Annotated in this window: 13 protein-coding genes; 1 reads left to right on the top strand and 12 read right to left on the bottom strand. The window is 41.9% G+C overall.

Annotated features, from left to right (window positions below; genetic code table 11):
• Positions 1 to 15: 15 nt before the first annotated feature.
• The gene (gene dapF, locus HMPREF0501_RS00975; RefSeq protein ID WP_006915915.1) at positions 16 to 1,026 is read left to right on the top strand and encodes a diaminopimelate epimerase; all 1,011 of its coding nucleotides are present in this window, start codon (positions 16 to 18) and stop codon (positions 1,024 to 1,026) included.
• Positions 1,027 to 1,108: 82 nt separating this feature from the next.
• Here dapF and rpoD read toward each other — a convergent pair whose 3' ends face one another.
• The 12 genes from rpoD to aspS form a co-directional block, all read right to left on the bottom strand.
• Positions 1,109 to 2,254: an RNA polymerase sigma factor RpoD gene (gene rpoD, locus HMPREF0501_RS00970; protein WP_006915914.1), complete on the bottom strand. Its 1,146-nt coding sequence runs from the start codon at positions 2,252 to 2,254 to the stop codon at positions 1,109 to 1,111.
• A gap of 1 nt (position 2,255) precedes the next feature.
• Positions 2,256 to 4,139: a DNA primase gene (dnaG, locus tag HMPREF0501_RS00965; protein WP_006915913.1), complete on the bottom strand. Its 1,884-nt coding sequence runs from the start codon at positions 4,137 to 4,139 to the stop codon at positions 2,256 to 2,258.
• Between the two features lie 130 nt (positions 4,140 to 4,269).
• Positions 4,270 to 6,342 (bottom strand): glycine--tRNA ligase subunit beta, encoded by a 2,073-nt coding sequence (gene glyS, locus HMPREF0501_RS00960; RefSeq protein WP_006915912.1) that lies wholly within the window; start codon positions 6,340 to 6,342, stop codon positions 4,270 to 4,272.
• A gap of 1 nt (position 6,343) precedes the next feature.
• Positions 6,344 to 7,339 carry a glycine--tRNA ligase subunit alpha gene (gene glyQ, locus HMPREF0501_RS00955; protein WP_040455531.1) on the bottom strand — a complete coding sequence of 332 codons (996 nt, stop codon included), beginning with the start codon at positions 7,337 to 7,339 and terminating at the stop codon, positions 6,344 to 6,346.
• Between the two features lie 273 nt (positions 7,340 to 7,612).
• The gene (gene recO, locus HMPREF0501_RS00950) at positions 7,613 to 8,392 is read right to left on the bottom strand and encodes a DNA repair protein RecO (RefSeq protein WP_006915910.1); all 780 of its coding nucleotides are present in this window, start codon (positions 8,390 to 8,392) and stop codon (positions 7,613 to 7,615) included.
• 19 nt (positions 8,393 to 8,411) lie between these two features.
• The gene (gene era / locus HMPREF0501_RS00945; RefSeq protein ID WP_006915909.1) at positions 8,412 to 9,317 is read right to left on the bottom strand and encodes a GTPase Era; all 906 of its coding nucleotides are present in this window, start codon (positions 9,315 to 9,317) and stop codon (positions 8,412 to 8,414) included.
• Positions 9,318 to 9,320: 3 nt separating this feature from the next.
• Positions 9,321 to 9,716 (bottom strand): diacylglycerol kinase family protein, encoded by a 396-nt coding sequence (locus tag HMPREF0501_RS00940; RefSeq protein ID WP_006915908.1) that lies wholly within the window; start codon positions 9,714 to 9,716, stop codon positions 9,321 to 9,323.
• The gene (gene ybeY / locus HMPREF0501_RS00935; RefSeq protein ID WP_006915907.1) at positions 9,700 to 10,173 is read right to left on the bottom strand and encodes an rRNA maturation RNase YbeY; all 474 of its coding nucleotides are present in this window, start codon (positions 10,171 to 10,173) and stop codon (positions 9,700 to 9,702) included. Before ybeY ends, HMPREF0501_RS00940 begins: the two co-directional genes overlap by 17 nt.
• Before the next feature lie 2 nt (positions 10,174 to 10,175).
• Positions 10,176 to 11,159, bottom strand: coding sequence for a PhoH family protein (locus HMPREF0501_RS00930; RefSeq protein ID WP_006915906.1), 984 nt, complete (start codon positions 11,157 to 11,159; stop codon positions 10,176 to 10,178).
• A 95-nt stretch (positions 11,160 to 11,254) separates the two neighbouring features.
• Positions 11,255 to 11,704: a GatB/YqeY domain-containing protein gene (locus HMPREF0501_RS00925; RefSeq protein ID WP_006915905.1), complete on the bottom strand. Its 450-nt coding sequence runs from the start codon at positions 11,702 to 11,704 to the stop codon at positions 11,255 to 11,257.
• Positions 11,705 to 11,761: 57 nt separating this feature from the next.
• Entirely contained in the window at positions 11,762 to 11,947 is a 186-nt protein-coding gene (gene rpsU / locus HMPREF0501_RS00920; protein ID WP_006915904.1) for a 30S ribosomal protein S21, read from the bottom strand.
• Between the two features lie 125 nt (positions 11,948 to 12,072).
• On the bottom strand, positions 12,073 to 13,845 hold the full coding sequence (aspS, locus tag HMPREF0501_RS00915) for an aspartate--tRNA ligase (RefSeq protein ID WP_006915903.1): 1,773 nt from the start codon (positions 13,843 to 13,845) through the stop codon (positions 12,073 to 12,075).
• Between the last annotated feature and the right edge of the window lie 5 nt (positions 13,846 to 13,850).

Raw genomic sequence — 13,850 nt, 5'->3', positions numbered from 1 at the left:
AGGAGGTAGCGATCCATGGTCCAATTATTAAAAGTTCATGGTTCCCAAAATAAGTTTTTTATTTTAGATCAAACCACATTGCAGCAACAACTTACCGATTCTGAGTTAGTTGCTTTAACCAAGCAAATTACTAATCCACAAACCGGGATTTTGCATGGAGCTGATGGGCTCTTGGTGGTCAACAATTCAAACCATCCAGGTGTCACTGCCCAAATGCGTGTGATCAATACCGACGGAAGCGAAGCGTCCATGTGTGGTAACGGAATTCGAACGGTTGCCCGCTACGTTGCCGAAAAAACTGGGCAAGATTCCTTCAAAATTGAAACCATGAAGGCAGATCTAAAGGTTGCAAAACATGACGAATTTGCCGATGGCGTACCAGCTTATGCAGCTGAAATCTCACCAGTACTTTTTGATAAACATGACCTTCCTTTCGACCATTTAGGTCATGAGCGAATTATTGATGATTATGTTCCTGAACTTGCCCCCAAGTTAAAGTTCACTTCGTTAGCTGTGCCTAATCCACATTTAATTGCATTCATGGATGAACAGACCATCACTGGCCCCCTGCTCGGAAAATTAGGTCGCCGTTTAAATGGTAAAAACCCTTATTACTCAGATGGGGTTAACGTTAACTTTGCCAAGATTATCGACCATAACCAGCTTTTTGTGCGGACCTTTGAACGAGGAGTCGGATTTACTAATGCTTGTGGTACTGGGATGTCTGCAACGACATTAGCCTTTGCTCTGACTCATCCTGACATGGCTGATTTTGATCAACCAATTACAGTTTATAATCCAGGTGGAATGGTAAAAACAATCGTCCACAATGATGATGACCAATACTGGATTGAGTTGATTGGAAACGCCACCGTTACGGAGCAAATTGACGTTTCAGAGCAAGTCCTCCACGAAGCCAATGTGACGGATTCCAACGTTTCTGTCCACCACACTAATGAACAGGACGCTTATGATGAATTCGTTAATAATCTGCCAAAGCCTGTTCAAATTGACGTTTTACAATAGCCGCCACTAATGGTTAGAGATCGTGAAAAAGGCGCAGGGTACGATTTAATTCCGTACCCTGCGCCTTTTCTGCTTCTTCGATTTACTCTAAGAAATCTTTTAATTGTTTTGAACGTGATGGGTGACGCAGCTTACGCAACGCCTTAGCTTCGATTTGCCGAATCCGTTCACGAGTGACACCGAAAACCTTACCGACTTCTTCCAAAGTCCGGGTTCGACCATCATCTAAACCGAACCGTAACCGCAGCACATTCTCTTCCCGATCAGTTAATGTGTCTAAAACATTTTCCAATTGCTTCTTCATCATCTCGTATGCCGCGTGATCCGCAGGACTCGTGGCGTCATGATCTTCGATGAAGTCCCCTAAGTGTGAATCATCTTCTTCACCAATTGGGGTTTCTAAGGAAACTGGTTCTTGAGCAATCTTAAGAATATCCCGTACCTTTTTAGTTGGCATATCCATTTCCGCACCAATTTCTTCAGGAAGTGGTTCCCGACCTAAATCCTGGAGCAATTGACGTTGAATTCGAATCAACTTATTGATGGTTTCAACCATATGCACCGGAATCCGAATCGTCCGTGCTTGATCAGCGATTGCCCGTGTAATCGCTTGGCGAATCCACCACGTCGCATAAGTTGAAAACTTGAATCCCTTCCGGTAATCAAATTTTTCAACGGCTTTCATTAGCCCCATATTTCCTTCTTGAATGAGGTCCAAGAATTGCATGCCCCGACCAACGTAACGCTTAGCAATTGAAACCACCAACCGCAGGTTAGCTTCTGCTAACTCTTGCTTAGCCGTTTCATCGCCCTTTTCGATCCGCAAAGCCAATTCAACTTCTTGGTCCGCCGTCAGCAAGTTAACCCGACCAATTTCCTTTAAGTACATCCGTACTGGGTCATTAATTTTAACTCCAGTCGGTGCGGAGGTATCCCGATCATTAACCGCCTTTTGTGACAATTTTTCGGTAGCTTTCAATGCACGTGGATCTGGGTCACCATTTTCATCAACCACACTGATTCCGGCATCTTCAATATTTTGCATTAAGTTATCTAAACCATCAGCATTTAAGTCAAACGGAGCAGCTAATTGTTTACTTAATTCATCATATTGGATTGTCTTTGCTTTCTTGTACTGACGAATGAGTTTACCAACAGCTTGATCATATTTCTTTTGGTCAAAGTTTTCATCATTTGAAATTACAAGTTGCTTTTTTGCTTTTGCCATATTAGTTAATTTCCTCCGTTTTCATTTGTTGTTGTTGCTGGTAGAGGTTTACCAATTCTGTTGCTAACTTAGTGGTCAATTCCTGATCATTCATCATTGCCGCCTCATCAAGGGCTGCCCGCTTCGCAGCAATCTGTTGATCTAAAGGCGCCTCATTAATGATAACACGAATACAATCATTTACTGCATCATCACTAATATTATCATCAATCGATAATTCCGCCATTTGGGTTAAAATTTGCTGTTGTTCTGGATTATCAATTCGATCCAACATGGCGGCCGTAGAAAACTCTGTATGATCAACAAAGTATTCGGTAATCTTTTGGTACAGCTGCTGATATGCAACATCTGCAAAGGAAAAGCCCTCCTGCCCATGCAATCTTTTTCTCACGCCTTCATCTAAAACATAGTATTTTAAGAGGCGTTGCTCAGCGCTCTGAAGTTTTGATAATAACGGCTGCGTTGTCATTTGCACTGATGGCTGAGAACGTCTTGCTTCATTCCGATCTGGTCGTGATTGTCTATTTGAAAATTGATATGACTGCGCTGGCCGTGAAGGTGGTTGAATCTTGGCGAGCTGATTAACTAAGCTCGTCTTATCTAGTCCAAATTTAGTAGCTAGTTTTTGCAGATACAAATCCTGCGCAACTGGCTCACTAACTCCGGCGATCACTTGTAAAGCGGCATTCAAATACCCCATTAGTTCATCTTGATTTTTCAGATTGAGTCCCCGTTGAAGGTACTTTAAATGAAATTCAACTGAATTTTCGGTATTTTGACTTAAATAATCAGAAAACTTAATGCCACCGTATTTCTGAACATATTCATCCGGATCAATCCCTGCCGGCAATTGAATAATCTTAACACCCAATCGTGGCGCATTGTCTGTGAACATCTGAACTGCCCGATTGATAGCGTTTTGACCAGGATCATCACCATCGTAGCAAATGTTAACCTGACTGGTTATCCGCTGGATAATTTGAATCTGCTCTTCAGTAAGGTTAGTTCCCATTGAGGCAATTCCATTTTTCACACCAACCCCAAAGGCAGCAATTACGTCCATAAACCCTTCAAAGAGAGTTAGTGAACCAGATTGTCGAGCACCCTTTTTAGCAAGATCCAAATTAAAGAGTGTCCGCCGCTTATTAAAAATTGGCGTTTCCGGGCTATTCATATATTTGGGTTCGTTCTGGGTCGCTTTCGGAGCTAATATTCGGCCAGAAAAAGCGATGACATGGCCATTTTCATTTTTAATCGGGTACATTATTCGACCATGAAAGCGATCGTGAAGATTCCCCTGCTGGTCTTCTGTAAAGAGGCCAGATTGACGTAGTAGTTGGTAATCAATTTGCTGCTTTTGGGCGTATTCCAATAGCACCTCTTCATCGGATTGTTCAACGGCATATCCAAGGTCAAATTGGTCGATCAGTTTCCGACTAACGCCCCGCTTAGTTAAGTAGTGAAGAGCTTTCTCACCTGCTTCAGTATTGACCAAAAGATGGTGATACAATTTGGCGGCCTGATCATGGAGCTTGGTCAATTGTCCCTTCGGACTATTATCAACCGACTGATGATTTTCGCTAACATATTGCGTTGGCAGTGTAATATTACTCATCTCAGCAACCTGACGAACCGCATCTGGAAACGACAGATTATGAAGCTGCTGTAAAAAGCCAAAGACATTGCCACTTCTGTGACAGCTAAAACAATAAAAGAATTGCTTTTGTTCATTTACCGCAAACGATGGCGTATCATCCCGATGAAATGGACAATGACCCATCAAATTTTTACCTTGTTTTTTTAATTGAACATCTTGACTGATGACATCAACAATATTCACTGAGTCACGAATTTGGTCAATTAATTCATTTGGAATTCTTGCCATTCTGTGCCCCCTGTCACCAAAGATATAGTTACGAAAGGTCGCTTTCCAAAACGGATTGCGACCTTTCGTAACTTAACATCTAATTCAACTACATAACATGCTATCACATTTCAGATAAAAAGCCAAGTGACTATTTAACAATTAATTGGTTAAGGTCTCCAAATACTTGGGTCATGCGTGCAATTTGCTGTAATTGAGCTAAACGATTATTTTGCACTTGTGGATCTTTATCCATAATCATATTTTCATCAAAGTATTCGGTAATGATTGGTGCCAGTGACCGAAGTTGATGCAATGCTTCTGCCAGCGGTAATTCAGCAAACTTACTTTGGAGCTGTTTGGTAGCTTCATGTAATTTTGCTTCTGATGGATTTTGAAACAATCCTGGATTAACTTCACTTGAAGTTGGCTGACCCTTTTGAGCAAGTCGAATCACCCGGGTGAGTGCTTCAATATCATCCTTAAATTCATCATCACTCTTTTGATCGTTGATAGCAGCTGCTGCTTCAATAATATTCACGAGATCTGCTTGGTTGGTTTTCGTCACCGCGTCAACAATATCATGACGAAGATTTTCACCCGCAAAGAATTGCTTGAGCCGGTCCATAAAGAAGTTGTTGACTTGATCAGCATTCTTTAAATAATCAAACTTCAGTTGCATATCTGATTGTTGAATCTGTTCAGCAATCTCTTTTTGCATTGCAAGCAATGGTAAGTGCCATTGACGATCTGCAACAATTCGAACAATTCCATAGGCCTGCCGACGTAGTGCATATGGGTCGTTAGAACCTGAAGGAATCATTCCAGCACCAAAGAAACTAAAAATACTATCAAGCTTATCAGCAATCGCTAAAATAGCACCAATCTTTGTTTGGGGAAGCGCACCTTCGGCAGAAATTGGCATGTAATGCTCACGCACCGCAGCAGCAACATCCGCTTTTTCACCAAATAGTTTGGCATAAATTTCACCCATAATCCCTTGTAATTCAGCAAACTCGCCGACCATTTGAGTGGTTAGGTCAAATTTATAAATCTGTGCCGCCCGTTGTAAATCAGCTTGTTCTTGATCGGTTAAGTTCAACTTTTCACCTAATAACTTAGCGATAATTGCCGTCCGGGCCATTTTATCAGCCATCGAACTGATTTGATCATGGAAGCTGACCTTCTTTAAACGTTCGACGTATTGATCAATTGTTAATTTTTGGTCTTCGTCATAGAAAAATTGGGCATCTTCAAGCCGTGGTACTAATACACGTTCGTTTCCTTTGATAACGTTTTCTAGATGCTCACGATTACCATTACGAACTGAGATAAAATGTGGTAAAAGCTTGCCATCTTGATCACGCAAACAGAAGAACCGTTGGTTGTCTTTCATTGAAGTGATAAGAACTGGTTCCGGAAGAGCCAAATACTTTTCATCAAAGGATCCTGCAAAAGCCGTTGGCCATTCCACCAAATTATTAACTTCTTCCAGAAGGTCCGCATCCCAGTCAATTTGCCACTGATGTTGGTCAATAATTTCGGTAATTTGCTTCTTAATTAAATCTTTTCGTTTACCCTGATCAGCAATTACAAAATCATCGTGCAGCGTTTGTTCATAGTCATCTGCTGTAGCAATGTCGACCGGATGGCCAAGAAAACGATGACCCTGAGTTTGACGCCCAGCGGTCACATCTAAAATGCTAAATGGCACAACTTCATCATTCAGCAATGAAACCAACCAGCGAATTGGCCGGATAAATTGAAGGTCATGATATCCCCACTTCATCAAAGTTGGAAAATTCATTGAAGTAATTACATCTGGTAATCCCTTCAACACTTCTGCTACCGGTTTACCGGCAATGTGCTTTTCTACAAACACATATTCAGTGCCTTTAACTTCTTTGAATTCAATTTCATCCACGGTTGCCCCCTGACCGCGAGTAAAACCAATCGCCGCCTTTGTCCAATTACCATCTTGGTCCTGAGCAATCTTTTTAGCCGGTCCCTTTACAGATTCATCAATATCTGGCTGCTGATCGCTGAGTCCATGAATCAACAGAGCCAATCGACGCGGTGTCGCGTACTCTTGAATTTCTGTAAAATCAATTCGTTGATCTTTTAAATACTTGGCTACCCGTTCGTGCAATTGATGGATACTAGGCGTGACCACGTGAGCGGGCATTTCTTCAACCCCAACTTCAAGTAAGTATGAATTTGCCATCTTATTTGTCCCCCTTTGCTGCTTTCTTGGCTTGCTTAGCCGCTTGTTTAGCTGCTCGTTCTTTAGCCTTCTCTGCTTTTTTCGTATATTCTGCAACGGTCGCTTGCCGTTTCTTTTCATCATGAATTAATGGGAAACCACGTTTCCGTCGTTCCTCAACAAATGCCTTGGCAATTGACTTTGCCATAATCCGAATGCGGTGCAAGTAACCAGCTCGTTCAGTGACCGAAACTGCACCCCGGGCATCAAGTAAGTTAAAGGTATGGCTACACTTCAAAACGTAATCGTAGGCTGGATGGACTAGTCCTAACTTAATTAAACGTTTTGCTTCACGTTCGTAATCATTAAATTCATTGAGGAGCATCTCCTGGTTGCTTTCTTCAAATGAATATTTGGAGTGTTCATATTCTGGTTCTTTGAAAATATCACCATAAAGCACACCATCAGCCCATTCCAAATCATAGACTGAATCAACATTTTGAATGTATTCAGCTAACCGTTCCAAACCATAAGTAACTTCAGCAGCAACGGGGTTCATTGTCAATTCACCAACGACTTGGAAGTAAGTAAATTGGGTAACTTCCATTCCGTCAAGCCAGACTTCCCAACCAACTCCGGCACACCCCATCGAAGGGTTCTCCCAGTTATCTTCAACAAACCGAATATCATGTTCTAATGGTTCAATTCCTAACTTCTTTAAACTACCCAAATATAGTTCTTGAATATTATCTGGAGATGGCTTCATCAACACTTGGAATTGGTGGTGTTGGTATAGCCGATTGGGGTTCTCACCATAGCGACCATCTGCTGGCCGCCGTGATGGTTCAACATAGGCAACGTTCCAGGGTTCTGGTCCAATTGCCCGCAAGAAGGTATATGGGCTCATCGTCCCAGCACCCTTTTCATTGTCATATGCCTGCATTAGCATACAACCTTGCTCTGCCCAATATTGTTCCAGTGTAAAAATAATCTTTTGCACCGTTAATTTTTGTGTCATCATCCTAACCCCTTTCAATACAAAAAGTCCCTGCAATGGCTCCACACCATCACAGGGACGAAATAAATCGCGGTTCCACCCTGCTTTTCCGTACTTTATACGGAACAGCTTAATTTAAATTCACTGCTAGAGCGCCACTTAACAAGGTTGTTTGTGAAGCTTTCACTATTCTTCACTCGCTGGATAAACATCACTTATCAGTCTCTCCGTCATCGTTAAATTCATTTAATTACACTTGTTAATGATACAACCAAGATTTGAAAAGTCAATAATTTATTGGCGCCATTTCTTCAATTCCTCGGTCCAATCACTCATTTGATCAATAAATCGTTTACTCCTTAGACGCAAGCCAACCTGGTCACCGTAAATTTTGTCTAATGCCCATCGCAAATTCCGCTTCACTAACTGATCAACCTGCACTTGATCAACCTTTTGCAGATTTAGAGTCGCAAAAAAGCGCAAATAATTAATTGTTTTGGCATCTAAATGCAGGCGATGTGGATCATGATCCCAATGGTTAACACATAATAAACCACCATAGGCTTCAGAATAATCCATTAGCTTTTGGTTTTGACCACAAATTACGCAGTGCCGCCACTCTGGCATAACACCAAAACGACCTAACAGCTGAACTTCGAGAACGTTAGCAATCACCTGTGGATCCTGGCCATCATTAATCAGATGCAGGGCCGCTAAAATTTGTCCATACCAAGCGCCAATATCATGGCCGTCTTCAAATGCACGGTCAACTAATTCTAAAATAAATGTGGCATAAGCATTGGCAGTAATATCATCGCCAATATTACGGAACTGGTGCGTTTCTTGGGCAGCAACGATGTAATTTAAGCGGTCAGAAGAAAGCCAGCTAACATACCGGCCATGAGTAAATGGTAAAATGTCGGCTGCCATTTTGAAGTTCTTCCGCCGTGCTCCCCGTACCAAAAACATCGAGGGTCCTTGCTTATCAGTTAAAATTTTAACAAGCTGATCACGTTCTCGATAATCACGGCGATTCATAATAATCCCGTTAAAAGGTTCATTAATACGCGCCAATCAGCTCACCCCATCTAAATTAATAATCTGTCTTTCGGTAACCATAATCTTTCAGCATCGCTGATTTATCGCGCCACCCTGGCACCACCTTAACCCATAATTGCAAGTAAACATGATCACCTAATAAATGTTCAATATCCCGGCGAGCCATTTGGCCAATTTTCTTTAGCATTTGACCCTTTTTACCAATAATAATTCCCTTTTGGCCAGGGCGCTCCACAATGATATTAGCATTGATATGCACAGTTTCGTTGTCTTCCCGCTTAATGGAGGTTACATCAATTGCAACTGAGTGTGGTACTTCCTCCCGAGTCAATTGGAAGACTTTTTCACGAATCATTTCCGCAATTACAAACCGTTCCGGATGGTCAGAAATCTGATCACTAGGATAATATTGTGGACCGACTGGCAACTCTTGGACCAATTCATTCATAAGGGTATTGATGTTGTTTCCTTGTAATGCAGAAACCGGCACAATGTCCTTGAAAGGCAGTGCATCCTTATATTGACCAACAATTGTTGGCAATTCATTTGGGTGAACCGTATCAATTTTATTCACTACCAAATAAATTGGTTGTTTAACATCTTTCAAGTGATTGATGATGTAATCATCACCTGGCCCTCGCTTTTCGTCCGCGGCTACCACGTAGAGCACCGCATCAATTTCCGCAAGTGCAGACATCGTTGAGCGTTCCATAAAATCACCAAGCTTAGTTCTTGGCTTATGAACACCTGGCGTATCAATAAAGACAATTTGTGCATCATCGGTGGTATAGATCCCCTGAATTTTATTGCGGGTGGTTTGTGCCACATTACTCATAATGGCCACTTTTTGTCCAACAATGTAGTTTAAGAGCGTGGATTTACCAACATTCGGGCGTCCAATCAATGCTACAAATCCTGAATGAAATTCTTTATTCTCCATTTTTTACCTCCCAATCAGCGCCAGCAGACGGGGCCCAAAGATAATTAACCCAACTACAACGGCAAAGAGCGCAGCAATTAATACTGCCCCCGCTGAAACATCCTTTATTTTTTTTACATTCAAATCAAACCGGTGACCAACCATTAAATCACAGAAAGTTTCCGCGACCGTATTCATAAATTCAGCAGAAAAAACCGTAAAAATAGCTAAAAATAACCATAACCATTCCCACGGTAATAACCCTAGCCAGAGTCCTGCAATAACAACCAAGACACTTGCCGCAATATGATAACGCATGTTACGTTCTTGGGATACTACCATCCAGATTCCATGAACGGAATGACGCATTGCCTGACAGAGGCGATGATTTTTGCTAGTCTGTTTATCTGGCGAGCCCATAGTCATCTAAGATCTTCTCCTGTAAGCTGAACATTTTCTTTTCATCATCAGGTTGCTCGTGATCATAACCGTTCAGGTGCAAAAAGCCATGCACCACTAGAAAGCCCAGTTCACGATCTGCTGAATGTCCTAAGAACAATGCCTGTTCCTTGACCTTATCGACAGAGATAAATAAATCACCTAAATCATGTGGTAATTCAGCAGCCATTGCGTCATCCATCACAATTTCTTCATCTCCATCGCCCATCGCAAATGAAATTACATCAGTGGCGCGGTCAACGCCCCGATATTTTGCATTGAGCGCTTTAATTTCTGGATTACGAACAAACGTTAATGACATTTCGTCGTTTTCTTTCAGCCCTAATTGGTGAGCAGCAAATGCCAACAGTTTTTCCGCCAATTGTTTTTGATGATCTGTCAACTGACCATCGGTATGATCATACATTTCTAATTCCATGATTACTTCTCCTGATCAGCGTGTTCTTCATATGCAGTAATAATTTTGGCAACAACTGGATGCCGAACAACGTCTTCCGCACTAAAGCGAACAAACTCAATGGAAGGAACATCTGCTAAAATCTTTTGTGCACTAATAAGTCCACTGCGCGATCCATGTGGTAAGTCAATTTGCGAAACATCACCATTCACGACCATTTTGGAACCAAAACCAAGTCGTGTCAGGAACATCTTCATTTGAGCATTGGTGGTATTTTGGGCTTCATCTAAGATCACAAAAGCGTTATCCAAGGTCCGACCACGCATGTACGCAAGTGGCGCAATTTCAATGACATCGCGTTCCATTAACCGTTCAGTATGGTCAGCGCCAAAAATGCTATTTAAGGCATCATAAATTGGGCGGAGATAAGGATCTACTTTTTCTTTTAAATCACCCGGTAAGAATCCTAGGCTTTCACCAGCTTCAACTGCGGGCCGCGTCAAAACAATCCGTTCAACCTCACCACGTTTTAATGCTGCAATTGCCATTGCCACTGCTAAGTAGGTCTTCCCCGTCCCCGCAGGACCAATTCCAAAGGTAATATCGTTATCCTTCATCGCATGGACATACTGCCGCTGGCCAAAGTTTTTTACCCGAATGGGACGACCTTTCCGATCATTAATAATCTTTTCATTATAAAGGTCACCAAAATACTGAAGCGTGCCGCGATGAGCCATTTTCATTGCACTTACGATATCTGCACTACTAATCATGATCCCTTGTGTTAACAGATCAACTAATTCTTGAAGTACCTGAATCGTAAGGTGAACATCTTCCTGCTCACCAGTGATCTTTAATTCGTTGCCAAAAGGATTGATGGTGACATTCATTCCTTCTTCAAAGAGGGCAACATACTTATCCTGAGTTCCTAATAATCCTACTTCTACTTGAGGATTTTCAATTTGAAAACTCATTGTAATTTTCTTTGCATCCGCTGCCAAAAACATTGCTCCTTTACTTTTTTTCTAATTATATCATCATTATTTGAAAAATAGTAAAGGGCGGGTAAAATCCCCGCCCCATGATAAATCTGATGATCTAATTACTTGCTCTGTAAGACTTTCTTAACGGTTTCGTTAACAACCTTACCGTCAGCCTTACCTTTAACCTTCGGCATAATGGCGCCCATTACCTTACCGAAGTCCTTCATGCTCGTTGCATTGACTTCAGCAATCGTTTCTTCAACAACTTTTTCAACTTCATCAGCACTCATTTGTTTAGGCATATACTTAGCAACAACCGCCATCTCTTTCTTGGTAGCATCAACTAGATCTTGGCGGCCGCCCTTTTCGAATTCAGCCATTGAATCTTTCCGTTGCTTGTATTCCTTTGCCATTAATGCATTTTCTTCATCTGGAGTAAGGTCATGACCGAGATTGATCTGTTCATTTTGAACAGAGGCCTTTAGCATCCGCACAACGCTCAAAGTATCCTTATCCTTGGCCTTCATGGCAGCAACCATATCTTTTTTTAAATTATCCAATAAACTCATTTTATAATCTCCTTTAACAAAAAGCTCCCTGGCCGCATGACCGGGAGCTTTACACTTTTAGTGACGACGCTTGTTCTTACGCTTACGTGCCGCTTCAGATTTCAACTTACGTTTTACGCTAGGCTTTTCATAGAACTCACGCTTACGGTATTCTTGAAGAGTTCCGTTCCGTGAAACCGTACGCTTAAAGCGCCGAAGAGCATCATCTAAAGATTCATTCTTACGAACGACTGTCTTTGACATTTTAAATTCCCCTCCCTCCGAGCTTAAAATCGTACTGTGTTTCGACTAATTAATACTTGTCTTTACACTACGCAACTAATTATAGACAACCGCACTTTCAACGTCAACATAAAAGTCAGTTTTTTCTAATTATTTTCTGAATCATCCTTGACATCGATGTGTAGTTCATCAAGTTGTTCTTGATCGACCGTCCCTGGGGCAGCGGTCATTGGTTCAATCCCCTTCGAGTTCTTCGGGAATGGAATAACGTCACGAATATTATCTGCGCCAGCAAGCAACATTACCCACCGGTCGAAACCAAAGGCTAACCCACCTTCTGGCGGCATTCCGTTTTCCAACCCCTTAATTAAGAAGTTGAAACGTGCTCGGGCCTCTTCTTTGGTGTATCCCAACGCCTTAAACACCTTTTCTTGGATTTTTGGATCATGGATCCGGATGGAACCACCACCAATTTCATTCCCGTTTAAGATGATATCATAACTCTGCGCATGCGCCTTATGTGGATCTTCACCATCTTCCAAGTAATGCAGATCTTCTTCATTCAACATCGTAAATGGATGGTGCGCAGCAATCCACTTGCCAAAACCTTCGTCGTATTCGAACATTGGCCAGTTAACCACCCAGAGATAATTCCATTGACCAGGCTTAATCATGTCCATTTCATGGGCAATTTTTTCTCGTAAATAACCTAGTGAATCGGCAACAACGTGAAAACTATCAGCAACGAATAGAATTAAATCCCCTTCTTTAGCGCCTAAGCGTTCATTAATTGGTGCTGCTAAATCATTAATAAACTTAGCAATTGGTCCATTGTACCCATCAGCAGTGACCTTAACCCAGGCCAGTCCCTTGGCACCATAACGCTTAATGTAGTCTTCCTTTTTGGTGATATCTTTTCTTGAGTAATGATCAGCTCCACCTGGGACACAGATTGCCCGAACAAATTTGCCATCAGCAACTGTCCCTGAAAAGACCTTAAAACTACTGTCCTTCACGATATCTGACAGGTCAGTAATTAACATTCCAAACCGGGTATCTGGTTTATCGGAACCGTAACGATCCATGGCTTCTTGCCATTCCATCCGGGGGAATGGCGTTTTAACGTCAACATTTAAGGCTTCTTTCATGACCCGCTTAATTAAGCCTTCCGTCATGTCTTGAATATCTTCAGCGGTGGCAAAACTCATTTCGGTATCCACCTGGGTAAATTCCGGTTGCCGATCACCACGTAAGTCTTCGTCACGGAAACACCGTGCCATTTGGTAATAACGATCCACGCCGGCTGCCATTAATAATTGCTTAAAAAGTTGTGGGGATTGTGGCAAGGCATAGAAATGACCAGGATATAGCCGTGATGGAACTAAGAAATCACGCGCCCCTTCAGGAGTTGAACGAGTTAGGTCGGGTGTTTCCACATCCATAAAATCATTATTGTCATAGTAATTATGAATAATGGAAGCAACCTTGCTCCGTAACTTCATATTCTTCATCATTTCCGGACGCCGTAAGTCAATATAACGGTATTGCAAACGCAAATCTTCACTGGCATCAACATTATCCTTAACTTCAAATGGTGGCGTTTGTGACTTTGCTAGAATATTGGCTTCTTTAACTTCCACTTCAATCTTACCAGTTGGTAAGTCTGGATTGATTTCGGCCCGTTCACGAACTAATCCCCGGACTTCGAGAATGTATTCGCTTCGACATTCATTGGCAACTTTAAAAGCCGCTGGATCTTGCTTTTCATCGAAAACTAATTGAACAATCCCTTCCCGATCTCGTAAATCGATGAAAATTAAGCCACCAAGGTTACGGCGCTTGGCAACCCAGCCCTTTAAAACGACTTCTTCACCAATTTGGCTTTCATTTGTACGTCCAGCATAATTTGTTCTCTTCATTTCGC

Source organism: Limosilactobacillus coleohominis 101-4-CHN (genome assembly GCF_000161935.1).
Classification (GTDB): Bacteria; Bacillota; Bacilli; order Lactobacillales; family Lactobacillaceae; genus Limosilactobacillus; species Limosilactobacillus coleohominis_A.
The sequence above is the reverse complement of the archived record's forward strand: the minus strand, read 5'-3'. Positions and strand labels throughout refer to the sequence as shown.

Excerpts from the sequence above, each read along its gene's own strand:
- dnaG (WP_006915913.1), bottom strand. The coding sequence starts at position 4,139 with ATGGCAAGAATTCCAAATGAATTAATTGACCAAATTCGTGACTCAGTG.
- glyQ (WP_040455531.1), bottom strand. The coding sequence starts at position 7,339 with ATGACACAAAAATTAACGGTGCAAAAGATTATTTTTACACTGGAACAA.
- glyS (WP_006915912.1), bottom strand. The coding sequence starts at position 6,342 with ATGGCAAATTCATACTTACTTGAAGTTGGGGTTGAAGAAATGCCCGCT.
- aspS (WP_006915903.1), bottom strand. The coding sequence starts at position 13,845 with ATGAAGAGAACAAATTATGCTGGACGTACAAATGAAAGCCAAATTGGT.
- dapF (WP_006915915.1), top strand. The coding sequence starts at position 16 with ATGGTCCAATTATTAAAAGTTCATGGTTCCCAAAATAAGTTTTTTATT.
- rpsU (WP_006915904.1), bottom strand. The coding sequence starts at position 11,947 with ATGTCAAAGACAGTCGTTCGTAAGAATGAATCTTTAGATGATGCTCTT.
- HMPREF0501_RS00940 (WP_006915908.1), bottom strand. The coding sequence starts at position 9,716 with ATGGGCTCGCCAGATAAACAGACTAGCAAAAATCATCGCCTCTGTCAG.
- rpoD (WP_006915914.1), bottom strand. The coding sequence starts at position 2,254 with ATGGCAAAAGCAAAAAAGCAACTTGTAATTTCAAATGATGAAAACTTT.
- HMPREF0501_RS00925 (WP_006915905.1), bottom strand. The coding sequence starts at position 11,704 with ATGAGTTTATTGGATAATTTAAAAAAAGATATGGTTGCTGCCATGAAG.
- era (WP_006915909.1), bottom strand. The coding sequence starts at position 9,317 with ATGGAGAATAAAGAATTTCATTCAGGATTTGTAGCATTGATTGGACGC.
- HMPREF0501_RS00930 (WP_006915906.1), bottom strand. The coding sequence starts at position 11,159 with ATGTTTTTGGCAGCGGATGCAAAGAAAATTACAATGAGTTTTCAAATT.
- ybeY (WP_006915907.1), bottom strand. The coding sequence starts at position 10,173 with ATGGAATTAGAAATGTATGATCATACCGATGGTCAGTTGACAGATCAT.